This is a genomic window from Pseudarthrobacter sp. TE3704 (genome assembly GCF_056279405.1).
Genome location: NZ_JBWCCJ010000004.1, coordinates 371631 through 388477 on the forward strand (window position 1 = coordinate 371631; position 16847 = coordinate 388477).

Consider the following 16847-nt stretch of genomic DNA (forward strand, 5'->3'; position numbering starts at 1 on the left):
TCGGGGAAGCAGATTCAGTTGCTGAGGTAGGCCAGCAGGTCGTGCCTGGTGAGGATGCCCACCGGCGCACCCACGAACGTGACCATAACGGTGTCCACATCGGAGAGGAGCTCCCTGGCCGCGGAGATGGTTTCCAGCGATCCGATCACCGGCAGTTTGGGGCCCATGTGTTCGGAGATCTTGTCCGTCAGCTTGGCCTCGCCGCGGAAAAGCTTGGCGGTCAGGGTGCGTTCGTCCACCGCGCCCAGGACCTCGCCCATGACCACCGGCGGTTCCTGCGACAGGACAGGGATGTGGCTGACGCCGAACTCGTTCATGATGTTGATGACATCGCGGACGGACTCGTTCGGGTGGATGTGCACCAGATCCGGCAGTTCGCCGTTCTTGGACTTGATGACCTCACCCACGGACGTCTCTTCCCCGCCGGAGAGGAAGCCGTAGGAGCGCATCCACTGGTCGTTGAAGATTTTGGCCAGGTAGCCGCGGCCGGAGTCCGGCAGGATGACGACGACAACGGCGCTCTCCGGGAGGTCCCGCGCCGCCTGCAGCGCGGCCACCACGGCCATGCCGGAGGAGCCGCCCACCAGCAGGCCTTCCTCACGGGCGAGGCGGCGGGTCATGGCGAAGGAGTCGGCGTCGCTGACGGCGATCACCTGGTCCGGGACAGACTTGTCGTAGTTCGCGGGCCACATGTCCTCACCCACGCCTTCGACGAAGTACGGGCGTCCGGTGCCGCCGGAGTAGACCGATCCTTCGGGGTCGGCGCCGATGATCCGGACCAGGCCGCCGTCGGACTCCGGCCTGTCAGCGGAGACCTCCTTGAGGTAGCGGCCGGTGCCGGTGATGGTCCCGCCGGTGCCGGCGCCGATCACGCAGTGGGTGACTTTGCCGTCGGTGTCGCGCCAGATCTCCGGACCCGTGGTGCGGTAGTGGCTGGCGGGAGCGGCAGGGTTGGAGAACTGGTCGGGCTTGTAGGCGCCGGGGGTTTCGCGGACCAGCCGGTCCGAGACGCCGTAGTAGCTTTGCGGGCTGTCCGGTGGCACCGCGGTGGGCGTGACCACCACTTCAGCGCCGTAGGCCTGGAGTACGGCGCGCTTGTCCTCGCCCACCTTGTCCGGGACCACGAACACGCACTTGTAGCCCTTCTGCTGGGCCACGAGCGCCAGGCCCACTCCGGTGTTGCCCGAGGTGGGTTCCACGATGGTGCCGCCGGGCTGCAGTCTGCCCTCCCGTTCGGCATCCTCAATCATCTGCGCCGCAATGCGGTCCTTGATGGAACCGCCCGGGTTCAGGTACTCCAGCTTGACCAGGACGGTGGCCTTGACGCCGTCGGTCACGTGGTTGAGTTTGATGAGCGGGGTATTGCCGATGAGGTCCAGGATGGACTGGGCGTACTTCATAGGTACAAAGCTACCGCTTACTGCCCGGCGGCCTGCCCCGCCTGCCCTGCCTCCTCCGGCGGAAGGTTTTCCCACAGGCCCATCACATTGCCCTCGGTGTCCTTGAAGTACGCGAAGGAGCCCATCCCGGGAATGGTTTCCCTGGGTTTCACCACGGCTCCGCCCATCGATTCAATGGTTTGCAGGGTGGCGTTGATGTCCGGCACGTCAATGGTGATGACAGGGTTCTTGAGGTCCGGTTCGCGGGCCATCAGGCCTCCGTTGATGGCGCCTGCTTCCGTGGGCTGCCCGGTGGACTCGTCCATCGGCGTGGTGACCACCATGTTGTAGTCCATGCCTGGGACGGGATCGATCCGCCAGCCGAGGGCCTCCTGGTAGAACTTCCTGGCCCGCTCCTGATCGTCAGCGGGGATTTCGAAATGTACCACTCCACCCAATGCGCTCACCTGCCGGATTGTAGGAAAGGCGCAGCGATTCCGCGCCACAGGGTGGAGTCTAGTACCGGATGGAGTGTTGGATAAGGGTGTTTTTGCTCCTGCCGACTGCACCTCCGGCAGCGTTGTCAGTCCCGCGTGGGACGATGGAGGCATGACCATCGCAGAGGCACCTCCCCGGCTGGCCGCTGCCGCCGACGTCTCCCTGCGCTGGTATCCGGGTGGCCCCTTCAGCCTGGGCCGGACCCTCGGACCACTCCTGCGCGGCACCAGCGATCCGTCGTTCAGCATCCAGGGCGACGTCATCTGGAATGCGTATACGACGCCGGACGGTCCGGCCACGCTGCGGCTCAGCCCGGCGGGCGGTGGCGACAGCCCCAGTGCCGTGGCTGAACCATTCGTGGACGTCCAGGCCTGGGGTCCGGGTGCTGCCGCTGCAGTGGAGGCAGTACCACGGCTCCTCGGGGCTGACGATGACTGGCGCGCCTTTGACGAGCCCGCCTTCCACGCCACCCTCCCTCTCATGGTCCGGGAGGCACGGCGCCGGAGCCTTGCCCTGCGCCTTCCCGCGAGTGGCCGCATGGTGGACCAGCTGGTGCCCATCATTCTCGAGCAGAAGGTGACGGTGATCGAGGCGAGGCGGGCCTACCGGTACCTGGTGCACCGGTACGGCACACCGGCTCCGCGGGCCGGCGCCTCCACCCCTGCCGGCCTGGTGGTCGCACCCACCGCCGCGCAGTGGCTGCAGATCCCCAGCTGGGAATGGCACAAGGCAGGTGTAGGACCCCAGCGCTCGGCAACGGTCATGCGCGCGCTGCGTTCCGCCGTCGCGCTTGAACGCCTGGCAGCCTTGCCGGCCCCTGAGGCCTCGGCGAAGATGCAGACCATCCCCGGCATCGGCATCTGGACCGCCGCGGAAGTGGTGCAGCGGACGCACGGCTGCCCGGACTCCATTTCCGTGGGTGACTACCACCTGGCGGCTTATGTGGGGGCGGCTTTGACCGGGCGCAGGACTGACGATGCCGGCATGCTCCGGCTGCTGGAGCCGTGGACGGGGCAGCGGCAGCGGGTGGTCCGGATGATCCAGAGCACCGGCTTCCGTAAACCCACCTTCGGCCCTCGGATGACCATCCAGGACCACCGCCGGCACTAATGCCCGGCAGAACGTCCGGCCTGGACGGGAATGCCGTGGACGGGCACGTCCGGCGGGAGTAGCGTGGCGCAAGGAGCCCGTCCCGGAGCCCCGGCACCTGTGTACCCCTGGAGTCAGCATGATCCACACGGAAAAGCTCACCAAGAACTTCACGGTGAAGAAGGAAACAGTAGAAGCCGTTAAGGGCGTCAACATCGATGTTGCCCGCGGCGAACTGGTGGCCTTCCTGGGTCCCAACGGCGCGGGAAAGTCCACCACGCTGCGGATGCTCACCACCCTGCTTCGGCCCACCTCCGGCATGGCCACCGTCGCCGGCGTAAACGTCACCGCGGACCCGGCGGGAGTGCGCGCGCGGATCGGGTACATCGGCCAGGGCAACGGCGGAGGGCACAGCTTCCGCGTCATTGACGAGCTGGTGATGCAGGGCCGCTTCTACGGGATGAATTCCGCGGATGCCATGGCCCGCGCGCAGGAGCTGTTGAAATCCCTTGACCTCGCCGACCTGGCAAAACGCACCGTGGTGAAACTGTCCGGCGGCCAGCGGCGCCGGATGGACGTGGCGCTGGGCCTGATGCACTCCCCCCAGCTGCTGTTCCTGGACGAGCCATCCACGGGCATGGACCCGCAGAACCGGGCCAACCTATGGGAGCACATCATGCGGATGCGCGAGGAGAACGGCACAACCATCGTCCTGACCACGCATTACATGGACGAGGCGGACTCGATGTCAGAGCGGGTGATCGTCATAGACCACGGCCAGATCATCGCCGATGACACCGCATCCCGGCTGAAGGCCAACCTGGCAGGTGACCTGCTTGCGGTGGAGGTCGCCGCGGACGCAGCGCCTGACGTGCGGGGGCTGCTGGGGCGTGCTGCAGCGGGCGGCGAGGTACAGGAAAACCGGCTCGACGGCGTGGTGACGTTCCGGCTCCGCCTGCCGGAGGGCGCCCGCCTGGCACCTGCGCTCCTGAAGGAAATGCACGACGCCGGCGCTCCCGCCCAGTCCCTGGAGCTGAAGCCGCCGACCCTGGACGACGTGTTCCTGGAACTGACCGGCCGCAACCTGAGGGAAGGGGCGAACCGCTGATGACTTCGCTTGCCGCGTCGGAGGTCCGGGAGAAGCCCGGCCTCGGTCGGATCCTCCGCGACACCAAATACGTGTTCTGGCGCGAGATGCTGCTGCCCCTGCGGGACCCGTTCTCGCTGATCTTCTCGCTGATCCAGCCGCTGGTGTTCCTGGGGCTGTTCGGTCCGCTGCTGGGAGCTGCCGTGGGCGCGCCGGCCTTCGGCGGCCAGTCCACCCTCCAGTGGTTCCTCCCCGGAGTTGTGGTGATGATTGCCCTGTTCGGCACGTCCATGACCGGATCCAACCTGCAGTATGAACTGATGACGGGCTCCTACGAGCGGATCTTGGCCACGCCGTTGTCCAGGTCGTCGCTGATGATCGGCCGGGCCCTGAAGGAGTGGGCGCCGCTGGTGGTGCAGGGGCTGCTGATAGCGCTGGTGTGCATTCCCTTCGGCTTCGTCTTCTACCCCCTGCACGTGCTGATCGGCCTGGTGATCCTGGGGATTTTCGGGATCGGGCTGGGCGCCCTCTCCTACGCCCTGGCGCTCGTGTCGCAGAACAAGGAGTGGATTTTCTGGGGTGTGCAGCAGACACTGCTGTTCCCGCTGATGATCCTCTCCGGCATCATGCTTCCCATCGAAGCCGGGCCGGCCTGGATGAAGACCGCAAGCCTCTTCAACCCCCTGACCTACCTGGTCAATGCCGAACGGGAACTCTTCGCCGGCAGCTTCGGGACGGACACCCTCCTTGGCCTGCTCGCCGCCTCAGTGACGGCCGCCGTCGGACTCGCTGTTGGCGTGAAGGCCATCAACCGGAACATCAAGTAACCACTTCTTATAGCAACGCGGGGTCACTCCTGGCCCAATAAACCCTGGTTTTTGGGCTAAACCTGACCCCGCGTTGTTTAGGAAGAGCGGTTTTGGGAAGAGCGGCGTGCCCGTTTGATCCTGGCGATGAGCCGTTGAAAATCGTCGGCGAGATCGTCTGCGTTCGGCTTGAAGTAGGACCAGCCGGCGTTGATGAAGAATTCGTCGCGCCGGTTGTCGCGTGACTGTTGCTCCCGGGAGCGGTGATGTTCGCCGTCGTACTGTACGGCGATCCGGTACTTCCGGTACCCAAGGTCGGCCGCCGGCGATCTTGGGTCCTCGGGGTCAAGGCGCAGCTGCAGTTCCGGCTCGGGCAGGTGCGCGTCCAGCATCGCCAGCCGGAGGAACGTCTCCGGAAAGGAATCCGATCCCACCCGCATCTCGTCAATGGCCAGGCGCGCTTTCTCCACCCCCTTCATGTTGGGATGTTGCCGGATCAGCAGGCGCAGCCCGTCCTTGTAGGCAAACGGCGCGCTGCGGGACTCCAGCTCCGACCGCGGAATCCGGATCAGCTGGTCGCCCATGGCCACGAGGTATTTCAGGGGCAGCTCGTGCGCCAGGTCAAGCCATGTCCTGGCAGGTCCGCTGACCCTGATTCCGTCCACCTCCACGACTTCACCCGGAATCAGATGCACCCGGTGACCTATGACGCCGGACCGCCCGAACACGGGGCAGCCCGTGCGGCTTACTGAGGTGGATCCGTGGCTCGATGCCCAGCCAGGGAGGAAGTCGCAATCCCGATAGGACGGCCGCTGTCTCGTGGGACACCCAGGCATCCGGGGTTGCCTCGCATAGCACACGGGCCCGCTCAGCCAGGTCGAGATCCCGCCCGGCATGGGCCCGAATCAGCCGGCCCGAACCAACCATGTCTTTGGCGCGCAAGCGCTTTTGTGTAACGCCAAGGTCGCGTGCCTGATAGATCGTAAAAGGCTGCTTGGCGAGAGTCTCGGGGAGTGGCCTGGCAGTAACCATGGCAACAAGTGTGCACCCCCGAAGGAACACATTCTGGAGTTATCCACAGGTACAGGCGCACTCACCAACGCTGGGTCACTTTTGGCCCAAAAAACCTCAGTTTTTGGGCCAGATCTGACCCCGCGTTGCAGTCAGAGCCCCAGCCGGGCCACAGCTTCCTCGCGCATCTCCACCTTGCGGACCTTTCCGGACACCGTCATCGGGAAGCTGTCCCACACCTCGACGTAGCGCGGGATCTTGTAATGCGCCAGGTGTCCGCGGCAGAACCCGGCAACGGCATCGGAGTCCAGGGGCGCTGCCCCGGGTTTGAGGATGATGCAGGCCATCAGCTCCTCGCCGTACTTTTCGTCCGGGACACCGATCACCTGCACATCCTGGATGGCCGGGTGGGTGTAGAGGAACTCCTCGATCTCGCGCGGGTAGATGTTCTCACCGCCGCGGATCACCATGTCCTTGATCCGGCCCTCAATGATGACGTACCCGTCGTCATCCATCCGGGCCAGGTCTCCGGTGTGCATCCAGCCGTCCGCATCAATGGCTTCGGCTGTCTTCTCCGGCTGGTTCCAGTACCCGGCCATCACTGCATAACCGCGGGTGCACAGTTCACCGATCTGCCCGCGTTCCAGGACCTCACCGGAGGCCGGGTCCACGATCTTGCTCTCCAGCCGCGGCATGGTCCTGCCCACCGTCTCCGTCCGGTGCTGCAGCGTGTCCCCCTGCCGCGTCATGGTGGAAACCGGCGACGTTTCGGTCATGCCGTAGCAGATGGCCACATCCTTCATGTTCATGTCGGAAATGACCCGGTTCATCACCTCGATGGGGCACACCGAGCCGGCCATGACGCCGGTGCGGAGCGTGGACAGGTCGTAGGTGGCGAAGTCGGGCAGGGCGAGCTCGGCGATGAACATGGTGGGCACGCCGTACAGGGACGTCCCGCCGAAGTCCTGCACCGCCTCCAGTGTTGCCGCCGGCGAAAACCCCCGCCCGGGGATGATGGTGGCCGCACCGTGGCTCAGCGCGTTGAGGTTCCCGATCACCATGCCGAAGCAGTGGTAGAACGGCACCGGGATCACTACCCGCTCATGCTCGGTGTAGCCCAGCAGTTCCCCGATGGCGGACCCGTTGTTCAGGATGTTGTGGTGCGTCAGCGTGGCACCCTTCGGGAAGCCTGTGGTGCCGGAGGTGTACTGCAGGTTGACGGGGTCGTTCGGGCTCAGTTCCGCCATCCGGGCCTTAAGAAGGGAATGCCCGACGCCGTCCGCCCTCTTCAGCAGTTCGGCGTACGTCAGTTCCGCGTCAGTGAGTGGGGTCGCGCCGTCGTCACGCCGGTCAGCTCCCGGCGCCGGGAGGAACACGAGCTCGCGCAGCCCGGGGCACTCAGCAAGCGCATGGCGGGCCATGCCGACGTAGTCGCTGTTCCGGTCGGAAGGCGCCGTCACCAGCATCCGCATGCCGTTCTGCTTCACCACGAATTCGAGTTCGTGGCTGCGGTAGGCGGGGTTGACGTTGACCAGGAGGGCGCCGGCCTTCGCCGTGGCATACTGCAGCAGCGTCCACTCGGCGCAGTTGGGACTCCAGATTCCCACCCGGTCCCCCTTGGCGATGCCCACGGCGAGGAGCGCACGGGCCAGCCGGTCGACGTCGTCGTTCATCTTGGTGTAGCTCCAGCGCCGGGCGTCCGCACCCGGCACCGGCCCCGCCTCGATCAGGGCGTCGTGGTACGGAAACCGCGCCACAACCCGCTCAAAGTTCGCACCGATGGTCTCTTCGAGCAGTGGAACGTCAGTGTCCCCGGCTGTATAAGCACGCATGGTGGCACGCTACCAACACGTCCCCGGCAAAAGAAGCATTCAGGCGGGCCCGGCGCAACAGAACCTGGGGAGGGGCAGGAGGCCGGTATTGTGAAATCCATGAGTGCACCCATCGACCTGCAGGCAACGTTCATCCCCAATGACGGCGAGTTTTTCCGCGTGAAGCTCGCGCTGGAAATCGCCATCGACGAGGTGGTGAACGAGCCGGGCTGCATCCGCTACGAACTGACGGAAGCCACCGAGGAGAAGCTGGTCCTGACCGAGCAGTGGGCCTCCGAAGAGGATCTGGACAGGCACTCCAAGGGCATCGCCGTGCAGGACCTGAACGAATCGTTGAGCGCACTGCTCGCCGAGCCGGTCAAGGTGGAACGTATCTGAAGCCCGCTTAACGCAATGCGGGACCTTCCCTGTGGGAGGTCCCGCATTTTTGTCTCGGGGGCTTAGGCGTCCGGGATCTGTGAGCCGTCCTGCGGTCCGGCCGGCTTGCTGCCGGCTGAGGCTTCTTCCCGCTGGCGTGCCACGTGGGCGTGGACTTCTTCCATGTCCAGAGCCTTCACAGCGTCCACCACCTGATCGAGCTGCTGGGCGTTCAGGGCGCCGGGCTGCGAGAACACCAGCACCTTTTCGCGGAATGCCATCAGCGTGGGGATGGACGAGATGCCGGCCTCGGCGGCGAGCTGCTGCTCAGCCTCCGTGTCCACCTTGGTGAAGAGGACATCCGGGTGCTTCTCGGAGACAGCCGAGTAGGTGGGGCCAAACTGCTTGCAGGGACCGCACCATTCAGCCCAGAAATCGACCAGGACAATGTCATTGCCTTCGATGGTTGATGCGAACTGTTCACCGGTGATGTCAAGGGTAGCCATGAGTCAACGGTACGCGGGACGCCCCGTGATTGTCGCGGCTGTTCGCTGCCCGCGTCATCGGGAATAACCGCGGCCTGCTCGTATACACCCCGCCTGCCGGGGCCTAGTCTTGGGATCATCAGCGTTCCCTGCCGCAACCAGGAGGGCCCATGGACACCGCTGTTTCGGCCCGGTCCCTGACCAAGAGTTTCGGCCGCCGGGAGGTGCTCCATGGCGTTGATTTCATTGTGCCGGCCGGTTGCGTCTTCGGCATGATCGGGCCCAACGGCGCCGGGAAAACCACCACCATGCGCTGCCTGCTGGACATTATCCGTCCCAGCAGCGGCGAAATCCGGGTCCTTGGTACCGATCCCCGCGCCGGCGGGCCGGAGTTGCGGCGCAGGATCGGCTACCTGCCCGGGGAACTGTTCCTGGAGGGCCGTGTTACGGGACGCAGGCTGCTGGCCCACTACCAGGCCATCAGCGGCCCTGTCCCGCGTGGCCGGATCGACGAGCTGGCAGAGCGGCTGGGGCTGGACCTGGACCGCCACACCCGCAAGCTGTCAAAGGGCAACAAGCAGAAGCTCGGCCTGGTCCAGGCTTTTATGCACCAGCCCGAACTGCTGGTCCTGGACGAGCCCACCAGCGGCCTGGACCCGCTGGTGCAGCAGGAATTCCATGGCATGGTCCGTGAGGCCCGGCACCGCGGGCAGACCATCTTCCTCAGCTCACATGTCCTCAGCGAGGTCCAGCAGACGGCGGACACCGTGGCCATCCTTCGGGACGGACGCATCATCGCCGTGGAGTCGGTCAGCGGGCTGCGCGAAGGTGCGGTGCGACGGGTCCGCCTCACCGCTTCGGGAACAGCAGCGCACGACGCCATGACGCTGCTCGGTGGTGTTCCCGGCGTCGGGCAGGTGGAGGTACTTGAGTCCGACGGCGACGTGACGCTGTCCGCAACATTGGAGGGCGCCATCCAGCCGCTGGTCCGGGTGCTTGGTTCGCTTGAGCTGACGGACCTTGTCCTCGACGAGCCTGACCTGGAGGAAGCGGTGCTGAAGATGTACTCCGGACCGAGGGAGGATGCCCGGTGACAACAACCATCCTGCCCCTGTTCCGGAGGGCCTTCTTCGACACGTGGCGCTCCACCCTCGGCTGGGCGGCCGGACTGGCAGCTGCCGCCCTCCTTTACCTGCCGTTGTACCCGTCCATCGGCGGCAGCGCCGAGATGCAGGACATGGTTGATGCCCTTCCGGCTGAGATGACAAAGGCCCTCAACTACGACCAGATCGCCACCGGCCCCGGCTACACCCAGGCCACACTGTTCGGGCTGCTGGGATTCCTGCTGATGACCATCGCGTCCGTGGCGTGGGGCGCGGCCGCCGTGGGCGCGGATGAGGAGTCCGGCCAGCTGGAACTGACCCTCGCTCACGGGGTGAAACGGGTCCAGGTGGTCCTGGAACGTGGGCTGGCACTGTTGCTGAGGGTGGTGCTCCTTGCCGCCCTGGTCTTTGTCCTGGTGCTGCTCCTGAACGGACCGTCCGGGCTGGGCATAGAGCCAGGAAACCTGTTGGGCGCCACGGTCCTCTTCGCCGGCCTGGCCCTGCTCAGCGGCACCGCCGCCCTTTGCGCGGGCGCCGTGACCGGCCGAAGGACCTATGGACTGGCCGCCGGGGCTGCCGTCGGTGTGCTGGGATATGTCTTCAATGCCGTGGGGCGGCAGAGCAAGGACGTGGAGTGGCTGCTGAATCTCAACCCATACCACTGGGCCTACGGGAACTCACCGGTGGCAAACGGTGCCGACTGGGCGGCAGCCGGGTGGCTCTGGAGCCTTTCTGCCGCCCTCGTGGCGCTGGCCGCCGTCGCGCTTGAACGGCGGGACGTGGGGGCGTAGCAACCCGTCAGGCGTTGCTCCCCCAGGCGTGCGGCGCCGGCGTCCGGCTGCCCGGCAAAGCACTCGCAGCCCGCCACTCGTGGATCCATTCCGGCAGCACCAGATCCATAGGGGGCTCGCCGAACTCCTGAAGGATGGCCTCCTGGCTGACCGGCCCCACCTTGGTGACCAGGCGGGTGGCGATGTAGGCACGCGCGTAAATCTCGCCGTCGGACACCATCCGCTGTTCGAAGTAGATGGCTTTCGCGTCCAGCCCGATGATGCGGGTCTCAATGGTGTATTGCTGCCACAGCTGCAGTGACTTACGGAAGGCGATGGTTTCGGCCGACACCACCGGTCCCCAGCCGCGCCGGCGCATCCGCTTCCACACCCCGCTGCGCACCATAAGGTCGAAACGGCCCAGGTCCATCAGTGACAGGTACATGCCGTTGTTGACGTGCAGGGCGATGTCAATGTCCGTTGGCAGGACGCGCAAGGGAAGCGATGAGCTGTCCCAGACGGTCAGCGGCTGCCGCCGGGCCGAACGGAACAGCATCAAAAGGGTTCTCAGGAGCAGGTGCATCCCCCAATGCTACCCGCCGGTAACATCGGCCGGCAGGCGGCGGGTCCGCCCGCGTAGGATTTCCTGCATGACGCAACAACGCTACCGGGACCTGGCGGACTGGCCGCTCACGGTCACTGCGCTCGTCTTCCTGGGTGCCTATGCGTGGCAGGTGATCGGCCGCGTCGAAGGCAGCGCGTCGCTGTGGCTTGAGGGCGTGATGTGGGTGACGTGGGGCATCTTTGCCGTGGACTACGCAGCCAACCTTTGGCTTTCCACCGACCGCTGGGACTGGTTCATCCGCAACCTGCACGAACTGCTCATCGTGGCCCTGCCGCTGCTCCGCCCGCTGCGGCTCCTGCGGCTGGTGACGCTGCTGTCCGTGCTGCACCGGACACTGGGCGATACGCTCCGGGGCCGCGTGGTCACCTATGTGGCGGGTTCCGCGGCGATGCTGGTGTTCGTGGGCGCACTCGCCGTCCTGGACGTGGAGCAGTATGCGCCGGACGCGAAGATTGTCACTTTCGGTGATGCGCTGTGGTGGGCCATGACCACCATCACCACTGTTGGCTACGGCGATATGTATCCGGTGACACCCATCGGCCGGATGGTCGCCGCCGCGCTCATGATGAGCGGCATCGCCGTCCTGGGCGTGGTTACGGCATCCATCGCGTCCTGGCTGGTCCAAAGGGTGGAGGACACAGCCGAAACCACCGCCGACGCCATGGAGGAACCGATCCGGGAGGAAGTGGCAGATCTCGTGGCCGAAATTACCTCGCTTCGCCGCGAAATTGCAGAGCTCAAGGAACAGCGCGCGCTGTAGGACGCTTCCTTGCCGGACCGGCTTCCGTGGACAGGTATCTGGTCCCTGCGTGCGTGAGTAGCAGCTGCGGCGCCACCAAGTACCGGCCTAAAAAATTCGGGTAATTCCTACTGGTGCCGTGCCCCATGCCCGCTTCCTAGACTCGGGATTCCTAGGACCGAACACGCACTGGCGGGTCCCCCGGGTTGGCTTCCGGAGGTTCCGCTTCCTCGCGGAGCCTCCGTATTTTCTGGGGATGCGGATGCCTCCATCCCGCGCTGCCTGCGCGGCCCCGGCATTTGTCCGGGCTGCCGGCACGCTGCATCTCGCTCCGTCCTGCCGGCCTGCTTCCGCGCCCGGCCGGACCGACCCCGGATGGGCCACCCATGAACGAGCCTTACCTCACTACACCTGAAGCCGAGAGCAGAAGCTTCGCCACTGACGAACCCCGTACCGACCTGACCACGGGCCGGCCGGCCATCAGCAACAGGCTGTGGGCCGGAATGGCCACCGCCGCTGTCGTAGCAGCGGTAGGCGTGGGAGCCTTGGCAGCGCCGCCGGCCTCCCTGAACCAGGGCTCCGTCAGCCAGGGCGCGACGGCGGCGGGCGAGGTTGCCGGCGCCGCGGCACCTGCCGGAAACGGCACCGCCGTCGAGGCCGGCGGCGGTACGGCTCCCGGGCAGGAACCTGCCGCCGTCCCGGCAGCAGAAGCTCCGGCCGCAGTTGCCCCTGCCGCCCCGGAACCGGCACCCGTGGAACCCGCACCGGCTCCGCCGGCCCCCGCCCCTGAACCGGCACCGGCCGGCGACCCGAACCTCTACACCGTGGTTCCCGGCGACACTGTCGGCGCCATCGCGGGCAGGCACGGCGTGGACATGAACGCCATGCTCGCCGCCAACGGCCTCAGCCCCTACAGCGTGATCGTGCCTGGCCAGACCCTTGTGCTGACCGGACCGGCAGTGGCAGCGCCCGCGCCGGCAGCTGCACCGGTGTCCGCGCCGGCCCAGGCCGCGGCTCCGTCGCCGGCGCCCGCCCCGGCACCCGCCTTTGTTCCGGCTGCTCCCGCCGTGCGCACCATTTATGTTGCGGGCGCCGGCGGGCAGGAAATGGTGGACGCCTGCATCGGCCCGATCCACTACACCCCGGGCGACGGGTATTCGCTGTTCATCACCGAGCATGATTTCTGCGGCGGCTGGGCACGGTTCTCCGGAATCGGGGTAGGGGAAACGGTGAGCATCCCCGGCTACGGCACCTACACGGCAACGGCCCGCGGGCAGGTTCCCAACCCGGGCACCACCAACGACGTACTCAACGTATTCGGCGGGTTCCCCCGCGCGATTTTGCAGACCTGCATTCCGGGCACCAGCCAGATGCTCCTGATTGCGCTGAACTGATTCCCCGCCTGCTTGCGGGGTGTTAAAGCTTGTCCGCGGGTCCGAACCTGGTAGGACGGGATCCGCGGACAAGGCCACGTGGTTGTGCTTCTTTTGTGGCGCTACACCCGATGGCGTTCTGAAATATGCTCCACCAGTTCGCCCACACGCTGCTCCGAGTAGTTGCGTGCGATGTCACCCTGGCTGATGATGCCTACCAGCTTGTGGTCGGCGATCACGGGGAGCCGCCGGACCTGGTGCTTTTCCATCATCTCGATGGCAGCGTCCACGTTGGCGTCGGCATCAATCCAGTGCGGGCGCCCGGCGGCGAGGTCCCGGGCCATCATCTGGCCGGGATCGCGGCCGGCGGCAACGCACTTGAGAACAATGTCGCGGTCGGTGATCATGCCCTTCAACTTGCCGTCATCACCACAGATCGGCAGTGATCCGCAGTCCAGGTCCATCATCATCCGGGCTGCATCCACCAGTGACTGGTTTTCCTTAATACATCGTGCATCCGTGGTCATGAATTCACGTACAGCACTCATTGAATCCTCCTTTATCGATGGATGTATCGACGCAGGGCATCGGGGCGCGTGCGCCGATAACTGCCAGACTACGCCCGGGCCGGTACGGTGTCGACGGCGATTTCGGCGCCCATGTCCCCCTGAGAATTCTCCCCGCCTAATGGACTACTTCCCCTGGAACGCCGCGGGGAATAGACCATCATGCGGGGAAAACTGACTGCCGGCGGACCGCGCAGCCGGAGGTGGCCCAAGAAGCGGGGCGGCACGGGCGCGATCAACGCCCGCACACGAAAAAGCCTCCGGAACCATCAGGTTCCGGAGGCTTTCCTTGGGTGGCAGATGAGGGATTCGAACCCCCGTAGGCGTTGCCAGCTGATTTACAGTCAGCCCCCTTTGGCCGCTCGGGTAATCTGCCGAACTTCACAAGAAGCTACCCTCGGCTGCAGTCTTTGGAACGCCGTTTCCGGGCCGTTCCGCTTCCAGTAACCGCGGGCAAGACAACTTTACAGAACTTCCGCCGAAGAATCGAATCGAGTCCCGCGCGGCAGCAAAATTACCGGAATCACGCGGAAATTTGGTCCGTCAGGCCTCGCCCAGGATCCTCCCGGCCAGCTTCGCCTCGAACCGAAGGGCCTGCTCCTCGGTGATCTGGTTCAACTGGACGGCCCGGAGCAGGTCTGCGTGCACACCTTCCAGGCGGGAGGACGCGTCCGCCACGGGGCTGAAAATGATGGAGGCAGCCACTGCGGCTGCGGCCACCGATGTTGCCGCCGTTGCAACCGCCCCCGCCGCAGCGGTGGTGGTTTTGGAGACATAACTGACGGCTTTACGGTGCATGGCGTTCCCTTCGAGCAACAATCCAACACGTACAACTCTCCCCAGCACTCCTTCGTTCCCTCCGTGCGTCCGCTGAGAGGGAACTGTGAATTCCTCCACTCCACCGGGCGGGGCATCCGTATTAGGCTTGAACGCAGTGATCCATGCCCTGTCCGCGCACAGGGCTCCACCAGCGAAGGAGAGTCATGGCAGGCGAGTCAACGTTCGACGTCGTAAGCAAAGTAGACAAGCAGGAAGTGGCCAATGCACTGAACCAGGCCCAGAAGGAACTGGCGCAGCGCTACGACTTCAAGGGCGTAGGCGCCGAGGTGGACTTCAGCGGCGAAAAGATCCTGATGAAGGCCAACTCCGAGGAACGCGTCCTGGCCGTCCTGGACGTCCTGCAGTCCAAGCTGATCCGCCGGGGCATCTCGCTGAAGTCCCTGGACACCGGGGAGCCCTACGCCTCGGGCAAGGAATTCCGGCTGGAAGCCTCCATCAAGGAGGGCATCGCCCAGGACCTGGCCAAGAAGATCAACAAGCTCATCCGCGACGAGGCCCCAAAGTCCGTCAAGTCCCAGATCCAGGGCGACGAGCTGCGGGTGACGTCCAAGTCCCGCGATGACCTGCAGGCCACCATGGCACTGCTGAAGGACTTCGAGGAAGCCGACCTGCAGTTCGTGAACTTCCGCAGCTAACGGCACGGCGCCGTCGTCCTTCGACGCGCAAAAAACCTGCCGCTGCACAAAGAGGCTGGCGCACCCGGAATATGGGCTGCGCCAGCCTCTTTGCGTGTCGAATAAAAAGAGTTTCCGCCCCACGCCGGGCCTCACTGGAGGTCAGGGCACGACGGCGGCACGCGGCTACCGCAGCGGCCCGCCGGCCATGCGCTCCAGGCGGGCGATCCTGTCCCGCATGGGCGGATGCGTGGCGAACAGCTTGTTCATCGCGCCGCCGCGGAACGGGTTGGCGATCATCAGGTGGGACGCGTTGACCAGCCGCTGGTCCTGCGGCAGCGGCGCGATACCCACGCCGCGCTCGATCTTGGCCAGGGCTGAGGCAAGCGCCAGCGGATCGCCGGTCAGCTGCGAGCCGTCCTCGTCGGCGTCGTACTCCCTGGTCCGGGAAATCGCCATCTGGACCAGGGACGCCGCGAAGGGTGCCAGCAGTGCCATGGCCAGCATGGCGAGCGGGTTGGAGTTGCGCCGGTCGCCGCCGAAGAACAGCAGCATCTGGCCCACCGAGGTGATGACGCCGGCGACGGCGGCCGCCACCGACGAGGTGAGGATGTCCCGGTTGTAGACGTGCATGAGCTCATGGCCCAGCACGCCGCGCAGCTCCCGCGCATTCAGGAGCTGCAGGATCCCCTCCGTACAGCAGACAGCGGCGTTGTTGGGATTGCGTCCTGTGGCGAAGGCGTTCGGATTCATGGTGGGTGAAAGGTAGATCCGCGGCATGGGCTGGTTGGCGCGGACCGACAGCTCCCGGACCATCTGGTACAGCTGCGGGGCCTGAGCTTGCGTGACGGGATAGGCCTGCATGGACCGGATGGCGATCTTGTCACTGTTCCAGTAGCCGTAGGCGGTGGTTGCCACGCCCACCAGCGCCATGATCCAGATGGGCGCGGAGCTGCGCGTGCCTGCACCTATCAAGGCGCCCAGGCCCAGCAGGACCGCCCACAGAACGCCGAACAGCGCCGCTGTCTTCAGCCCGTTGTAGTGCTTGTGCACGTCTCCTCCTTTGCTCACAAGGGGAACGGCTTTAGGTGCAACACGGTTCCATCATGGGCGGTTTTGGGTTGGGCGTTCCGAGGTTAGCCAACCCTTATTGTGAGATATTCATAATAAGTGTTTCAATGGAGCCATGACGGAGCACACAGGCGGCCACGAGGACTGGGCTGGTGCCCTGCGCGCTCACGGCCGCCGGGTGACCAAGCAGCGGCTCGCCGTGCTGGCCGCCGTCGAACGCCACCCCCACTCCCCCGCGGAAAGCATTCTTGCTGCGGCGCGCGCCGAGCTGCCCGAGCTGACGGCCCAGTCCGTGTACGTGGTGCTGGGCGACCTGACGGACCTGCATATGCTGCGCAGGTTCGAGCCGCCGCACTCCCCGGCCCTGTACGAAACCCGCGTGGGTGACAACCACCACCACGCCATCTGCATCAGCTGCGGCCGGGTGGAGGACGTGGATTGCGCGGTGGGCCATGCCCCCTGCCTCACGCCCCACTGGGATGAGAACGCCAAGCCGATGACCATCCAGATCGCCGATGTCATGTACCAGGGCATCTGCCAGGACTGCCAGCAGTCCCAACAACTTCCTTCCAATCGTCCCTCGCAAGAAATAGAGAAATAGG

The 16847-nt window shown here is 65.5% G+C and carries 19 protein-coding genes and 1 tRNA gene; 10 read left to right on the plus strand and 10 right to left on the minus strand.

The window, feature by feature from the left end; translation table 11 throughout:
- Positions 1–14: 14 nt before the first annotated feature.
- The gene (locus ACZ9BC_RS12880) at positions 15–1400 is read right to left on the minus strand and encodes a cystathionine beta-synthase (RefSeq protein WP_079596577.1); all 1386 of its coding nucleotides are present in this window, start codon (positions 1398–1400) and stop codon (positions 15–17) included.
- A gap of 17 nt (positions 1401–1417) precedes the next feature.
- Positions 1418–1837 (minus strand): VOC family protein, encoded by a 420-nt coding sequence (locus ACZ9BC_RS12885; RefSeq protein WP_476246489.1) that lies wholly within the window; start codon positions 1835–1837, stop codon positions 1418–1420.
- A gap of 151 nt (positions 1838–1988) precedes the next feature.
- Here ACZ9BC_RS12885 and ACZ9BC_RS12890 point away from each other — a divergent pair, with 151 nt between their 5' ends.
- The 3 genes from ACZ9BC_RS12890 to ACZ9BC_RS12900 all read left to right on the plus strand — a co-directional run bounded on the left by ACZ9BC_RS12890 (position 1989) and on the right by ACZ9BC_RS12900 (position 4880).
- Positions 1989–2987, plus strand: a complete 999-nt coding sequence (locus ACZ9BC_RS12890) for a DNA-3-methyladenine glycosylase family protein (RefSeq protein WP_476246250.1) — start codon at positions 1989–1991, stop codon at positions 2985–2987.
- Positions 2988–3105: 118 nt separating this feature from the next.
- A complete protein-coding gene (locus ACZ9BC_RS12895; protein ID WP_476246251.1) occupies positions 3106–4074 on the plus strand; it encodes an ATP-binding cassette domain-containing protein in 969 nt (322 codons plus the stop codon).
- Positions 4074–4880 carry an ABC transporter permease gene (locus ACZ9BC_RS12900; RefSeq protein ID WP_476246252.1) on the plus strand — a complete coding sequence of 269 codons (807 nt, stop codon included), beginning with the start codon at positions 4074–4076 and terminating at the stop codon, positions 4878–4880. The genes ACZ9BC_RS12895 and ACZ9BC_RS12900 overlap by 1 nt, the downstream gene beginning before the upstream one ends.
- Positions 4881–4957: 77 nt before the next feature.
- Here ACZ9BC_RS12900 and ACZ9BC_RS12905 read toward each other — a convergent pair whose 3' ends face one another.
- Together ACZ9BC_RS12905 and ACZ9BC_RS12910 are read right to left on the minus strand one after the other, a co-directional pair.
- Positions 4958–5554 carry an endonuclease domain-containing protein gene (locus ACZ9BC_RS12905; RefSeq protein WP_476246253.1) on the minus strand — a complete coding sequence of 199 codons (597 nt, stop codon included), beginning with the start codon at positions 5552–5554 and terminating at the stop codon, positions 4958–4960.
- Between the two features lie 468 nt (positions 5555–6022).
- Entirely contained in the window at positions 6023–7702 is a 1680-nt protein-coding gene (locus tag ACZ9BC_RS12910; protein ID WP_476246254.1) for an AMP-binding protein, read from the minus strand.
- Positions 7703–7801: 99 nt separating this feature from the next.
- Here ACZ9BC_RS12910 and ACZ9BC_RS12915 point away from each other — a divergent pair, with 99 nt between their 5' ends.
- Positions 7802–8080 (plus strand): putative quinol monooxygenase, encoded by a 279-nt coding sequence (locus tag ACZ9BC_RS12915; RefSeq protein ID WP_476246255.1) that lies wholly within the window; start codon positions 7802–7804, stop codon positions 8078–8080.
- Positions 8081–8142: 62 nt separating this feature from the next.
- On the opposite strand, the gene ACZ9BC_RS12920 is transcribed toward ACZ9BC_RS12915, so the two are convergent.
- Entirely contained in the window at positions 8143–8565 is a 423-nt protein-coding gene (locus tag ACZ9BC_RS12920) for a thioredoxin family protein (RefSeq protein ID WP_476246256.1), read from the minus strand.
- A 149-nt stretch (positions 8566–8714) separates the two neighbouring features.
- On the opposite strand from ACZ9BC_RS12920, the gene ACZ9BC_RS12925 reads away from it, so the two are divergent.
- Positions 8715–9638 carry an ABC transporter ATP-binding protein gene (locus tag ACZ9BC_RS12925; protein WP_476246257.1) on the plus strand — a complete coding sequence of 308 codons (924 nt, stop codon included), beginning with the start codon at positions 8715–8717 and terminating at the stop codon, positions 9636–9638.
- Positions 9635–10438 (plus strand): ABC transporter permease subunit, encoded by an 804-nt coding sequence (locus ACZ9BC_RS12930; RefSeq protein ID WP_476246258.1) that lies wholly within the window; start codon positions 9635–9637, stop codon positions 10436–10438. Before ACZ9BC_RS12925 ends, ACZ9BC_RS12930 begins: the two co-directional genes overlap by 4 nt.
- 7 nt (positions 10439–10445) lie before the next feature.
- Here ACZ9BC_RS12930 and ACZ9BC_RS12935 read toward each other — a convergent pair whose 3' ends face one another.
- The gene (locus ACZ9BC_RS12935; RefSeq protein WP_476246259.1) at positions 10446–11000 is read right to left on the minus strand and encodes an acyl-CoA thioesterase; all 555 of its coding nucleotides are present in this window, start codon (positions 10998–11000) and stop codon (positions 10446–10448) included.
- A gap of 67 nt (positions 11001–11067) precedes the next feature.
- Between ACZ9BC_RS12935 and ACZ9BC_RS12940 the strand changes: the two genes are divergently transcribed.
- A complete protein-coding gene (locus ACZ9BC_RS12940; RefSeq protein ID WP_476246260.1) occupies positions 11068–11802 on the plus strand; it encodes a potassium channel family protein in 735 nt (244 codons plus the stop codon).
- Between the two features lie 365 nt (positions 11803–12167).
- Positions 12168–13175: a LysM peptidoglycan-binding domain-containing protein gene (locus ACZ9BC_RS12945; protein ID WP_476246261.1), complete on the plus strand. Its 1008-nt coding sequence runs from the start codon at positions 12168–12170 to the stop codon at positions 13173–13175.
- Positions 13176–13276: 101 nt separating this feature from the next.
- On the opposite strand, the gene ACZ9BC_RS12950 is transcribed toward ACZ9BC_RS12945, so the two are convergent.
- The 3 genes from ACZ9BC_RS12950 to ACZ9BC_RS12960 all read right to left on the minus strand — a co-directional run bounded on the left by ACZ9BC_RS12950 (position 13277) and on the right by ACZ9BC_RS12960 (position 14518).
- On the minus strand, positions 13277–13702 hold the full coding sequence (locus ACZ9BC_RS12950; RefSeq protein WP_079596567.1) for a CBS domain-containing protein: 426 nt from the start codon (positions 13700–13702) through the stop codon (positions 13277–13279).
- Positions 13703–14014: 312 nt separating this feature from the next.
- Positions 14015–14096: transfer RNA gene (locus tag ACZ9BC_RS12955), tRNA-Tyr, on the minus strand.
- A gap of 167 nt (positions 14097–14263) precedes the next feature.
- On the minus strand, positions 14264–14518 hold the full coding sequence (locus ACZ9BC_RS12960) for a hypothetical protein (RefSeq protein WP_476246262.1): 255 nt from the start codon (positions 14516–14518) through the stop codon (positions 14264–14266).
- Between the two features lie 185 nt (positions 14519–14703).
- On the opposite strand from ACZ9BC_RS12960, the gene ACZ9BC_RS12965 reads away from it, so the two are divergent.
- Complete coding sequence (locus tag ACZ9BC_RS12965) at positions 14704–15195, plus strand: YajQ family cyclic di-GMP-binding protein (protein WP_079596566.1); 492 nt, start codon at positions 14704–14706, stop codon at positions 15193–15195.
- Between the two features lie 165 nt (positions 15196–15360).
- On the opposite strand, the gene htpX is transcribed toward ACZ9BC_RS12965, so the two are convergent.
- Positions 15361–16227: a zinc metalloprotease HtpX gene (gene htpX / locus ACZ9BC_RS12970; protein ID WP_476246263.1), complete on the minus strand. Its 867-nt coding sequence runs from the start codon at positions 16225–16227 to the stop codon at positions 15361–15363.
- A gap of 133 nt (positions 16228–16360) precedes the next feature.
- Here htpX and ACZ9BC_RS12975 point away from each other — a divergent pair, with 133 nt between their 5' ends.
- On the plus strand, positions 16361–16846 hold the full coding sequence (locus ACZ9BC_RS12975; RefSeq protein WP_079596564.1) for a Fur family transcriptional regulator: 486 nt from the start codon (positions 16361–16363) through the stop codon (positions 16844–16846).
- The last annotated feature ends 1 nt before the right edge of the window (position 16847 follow it).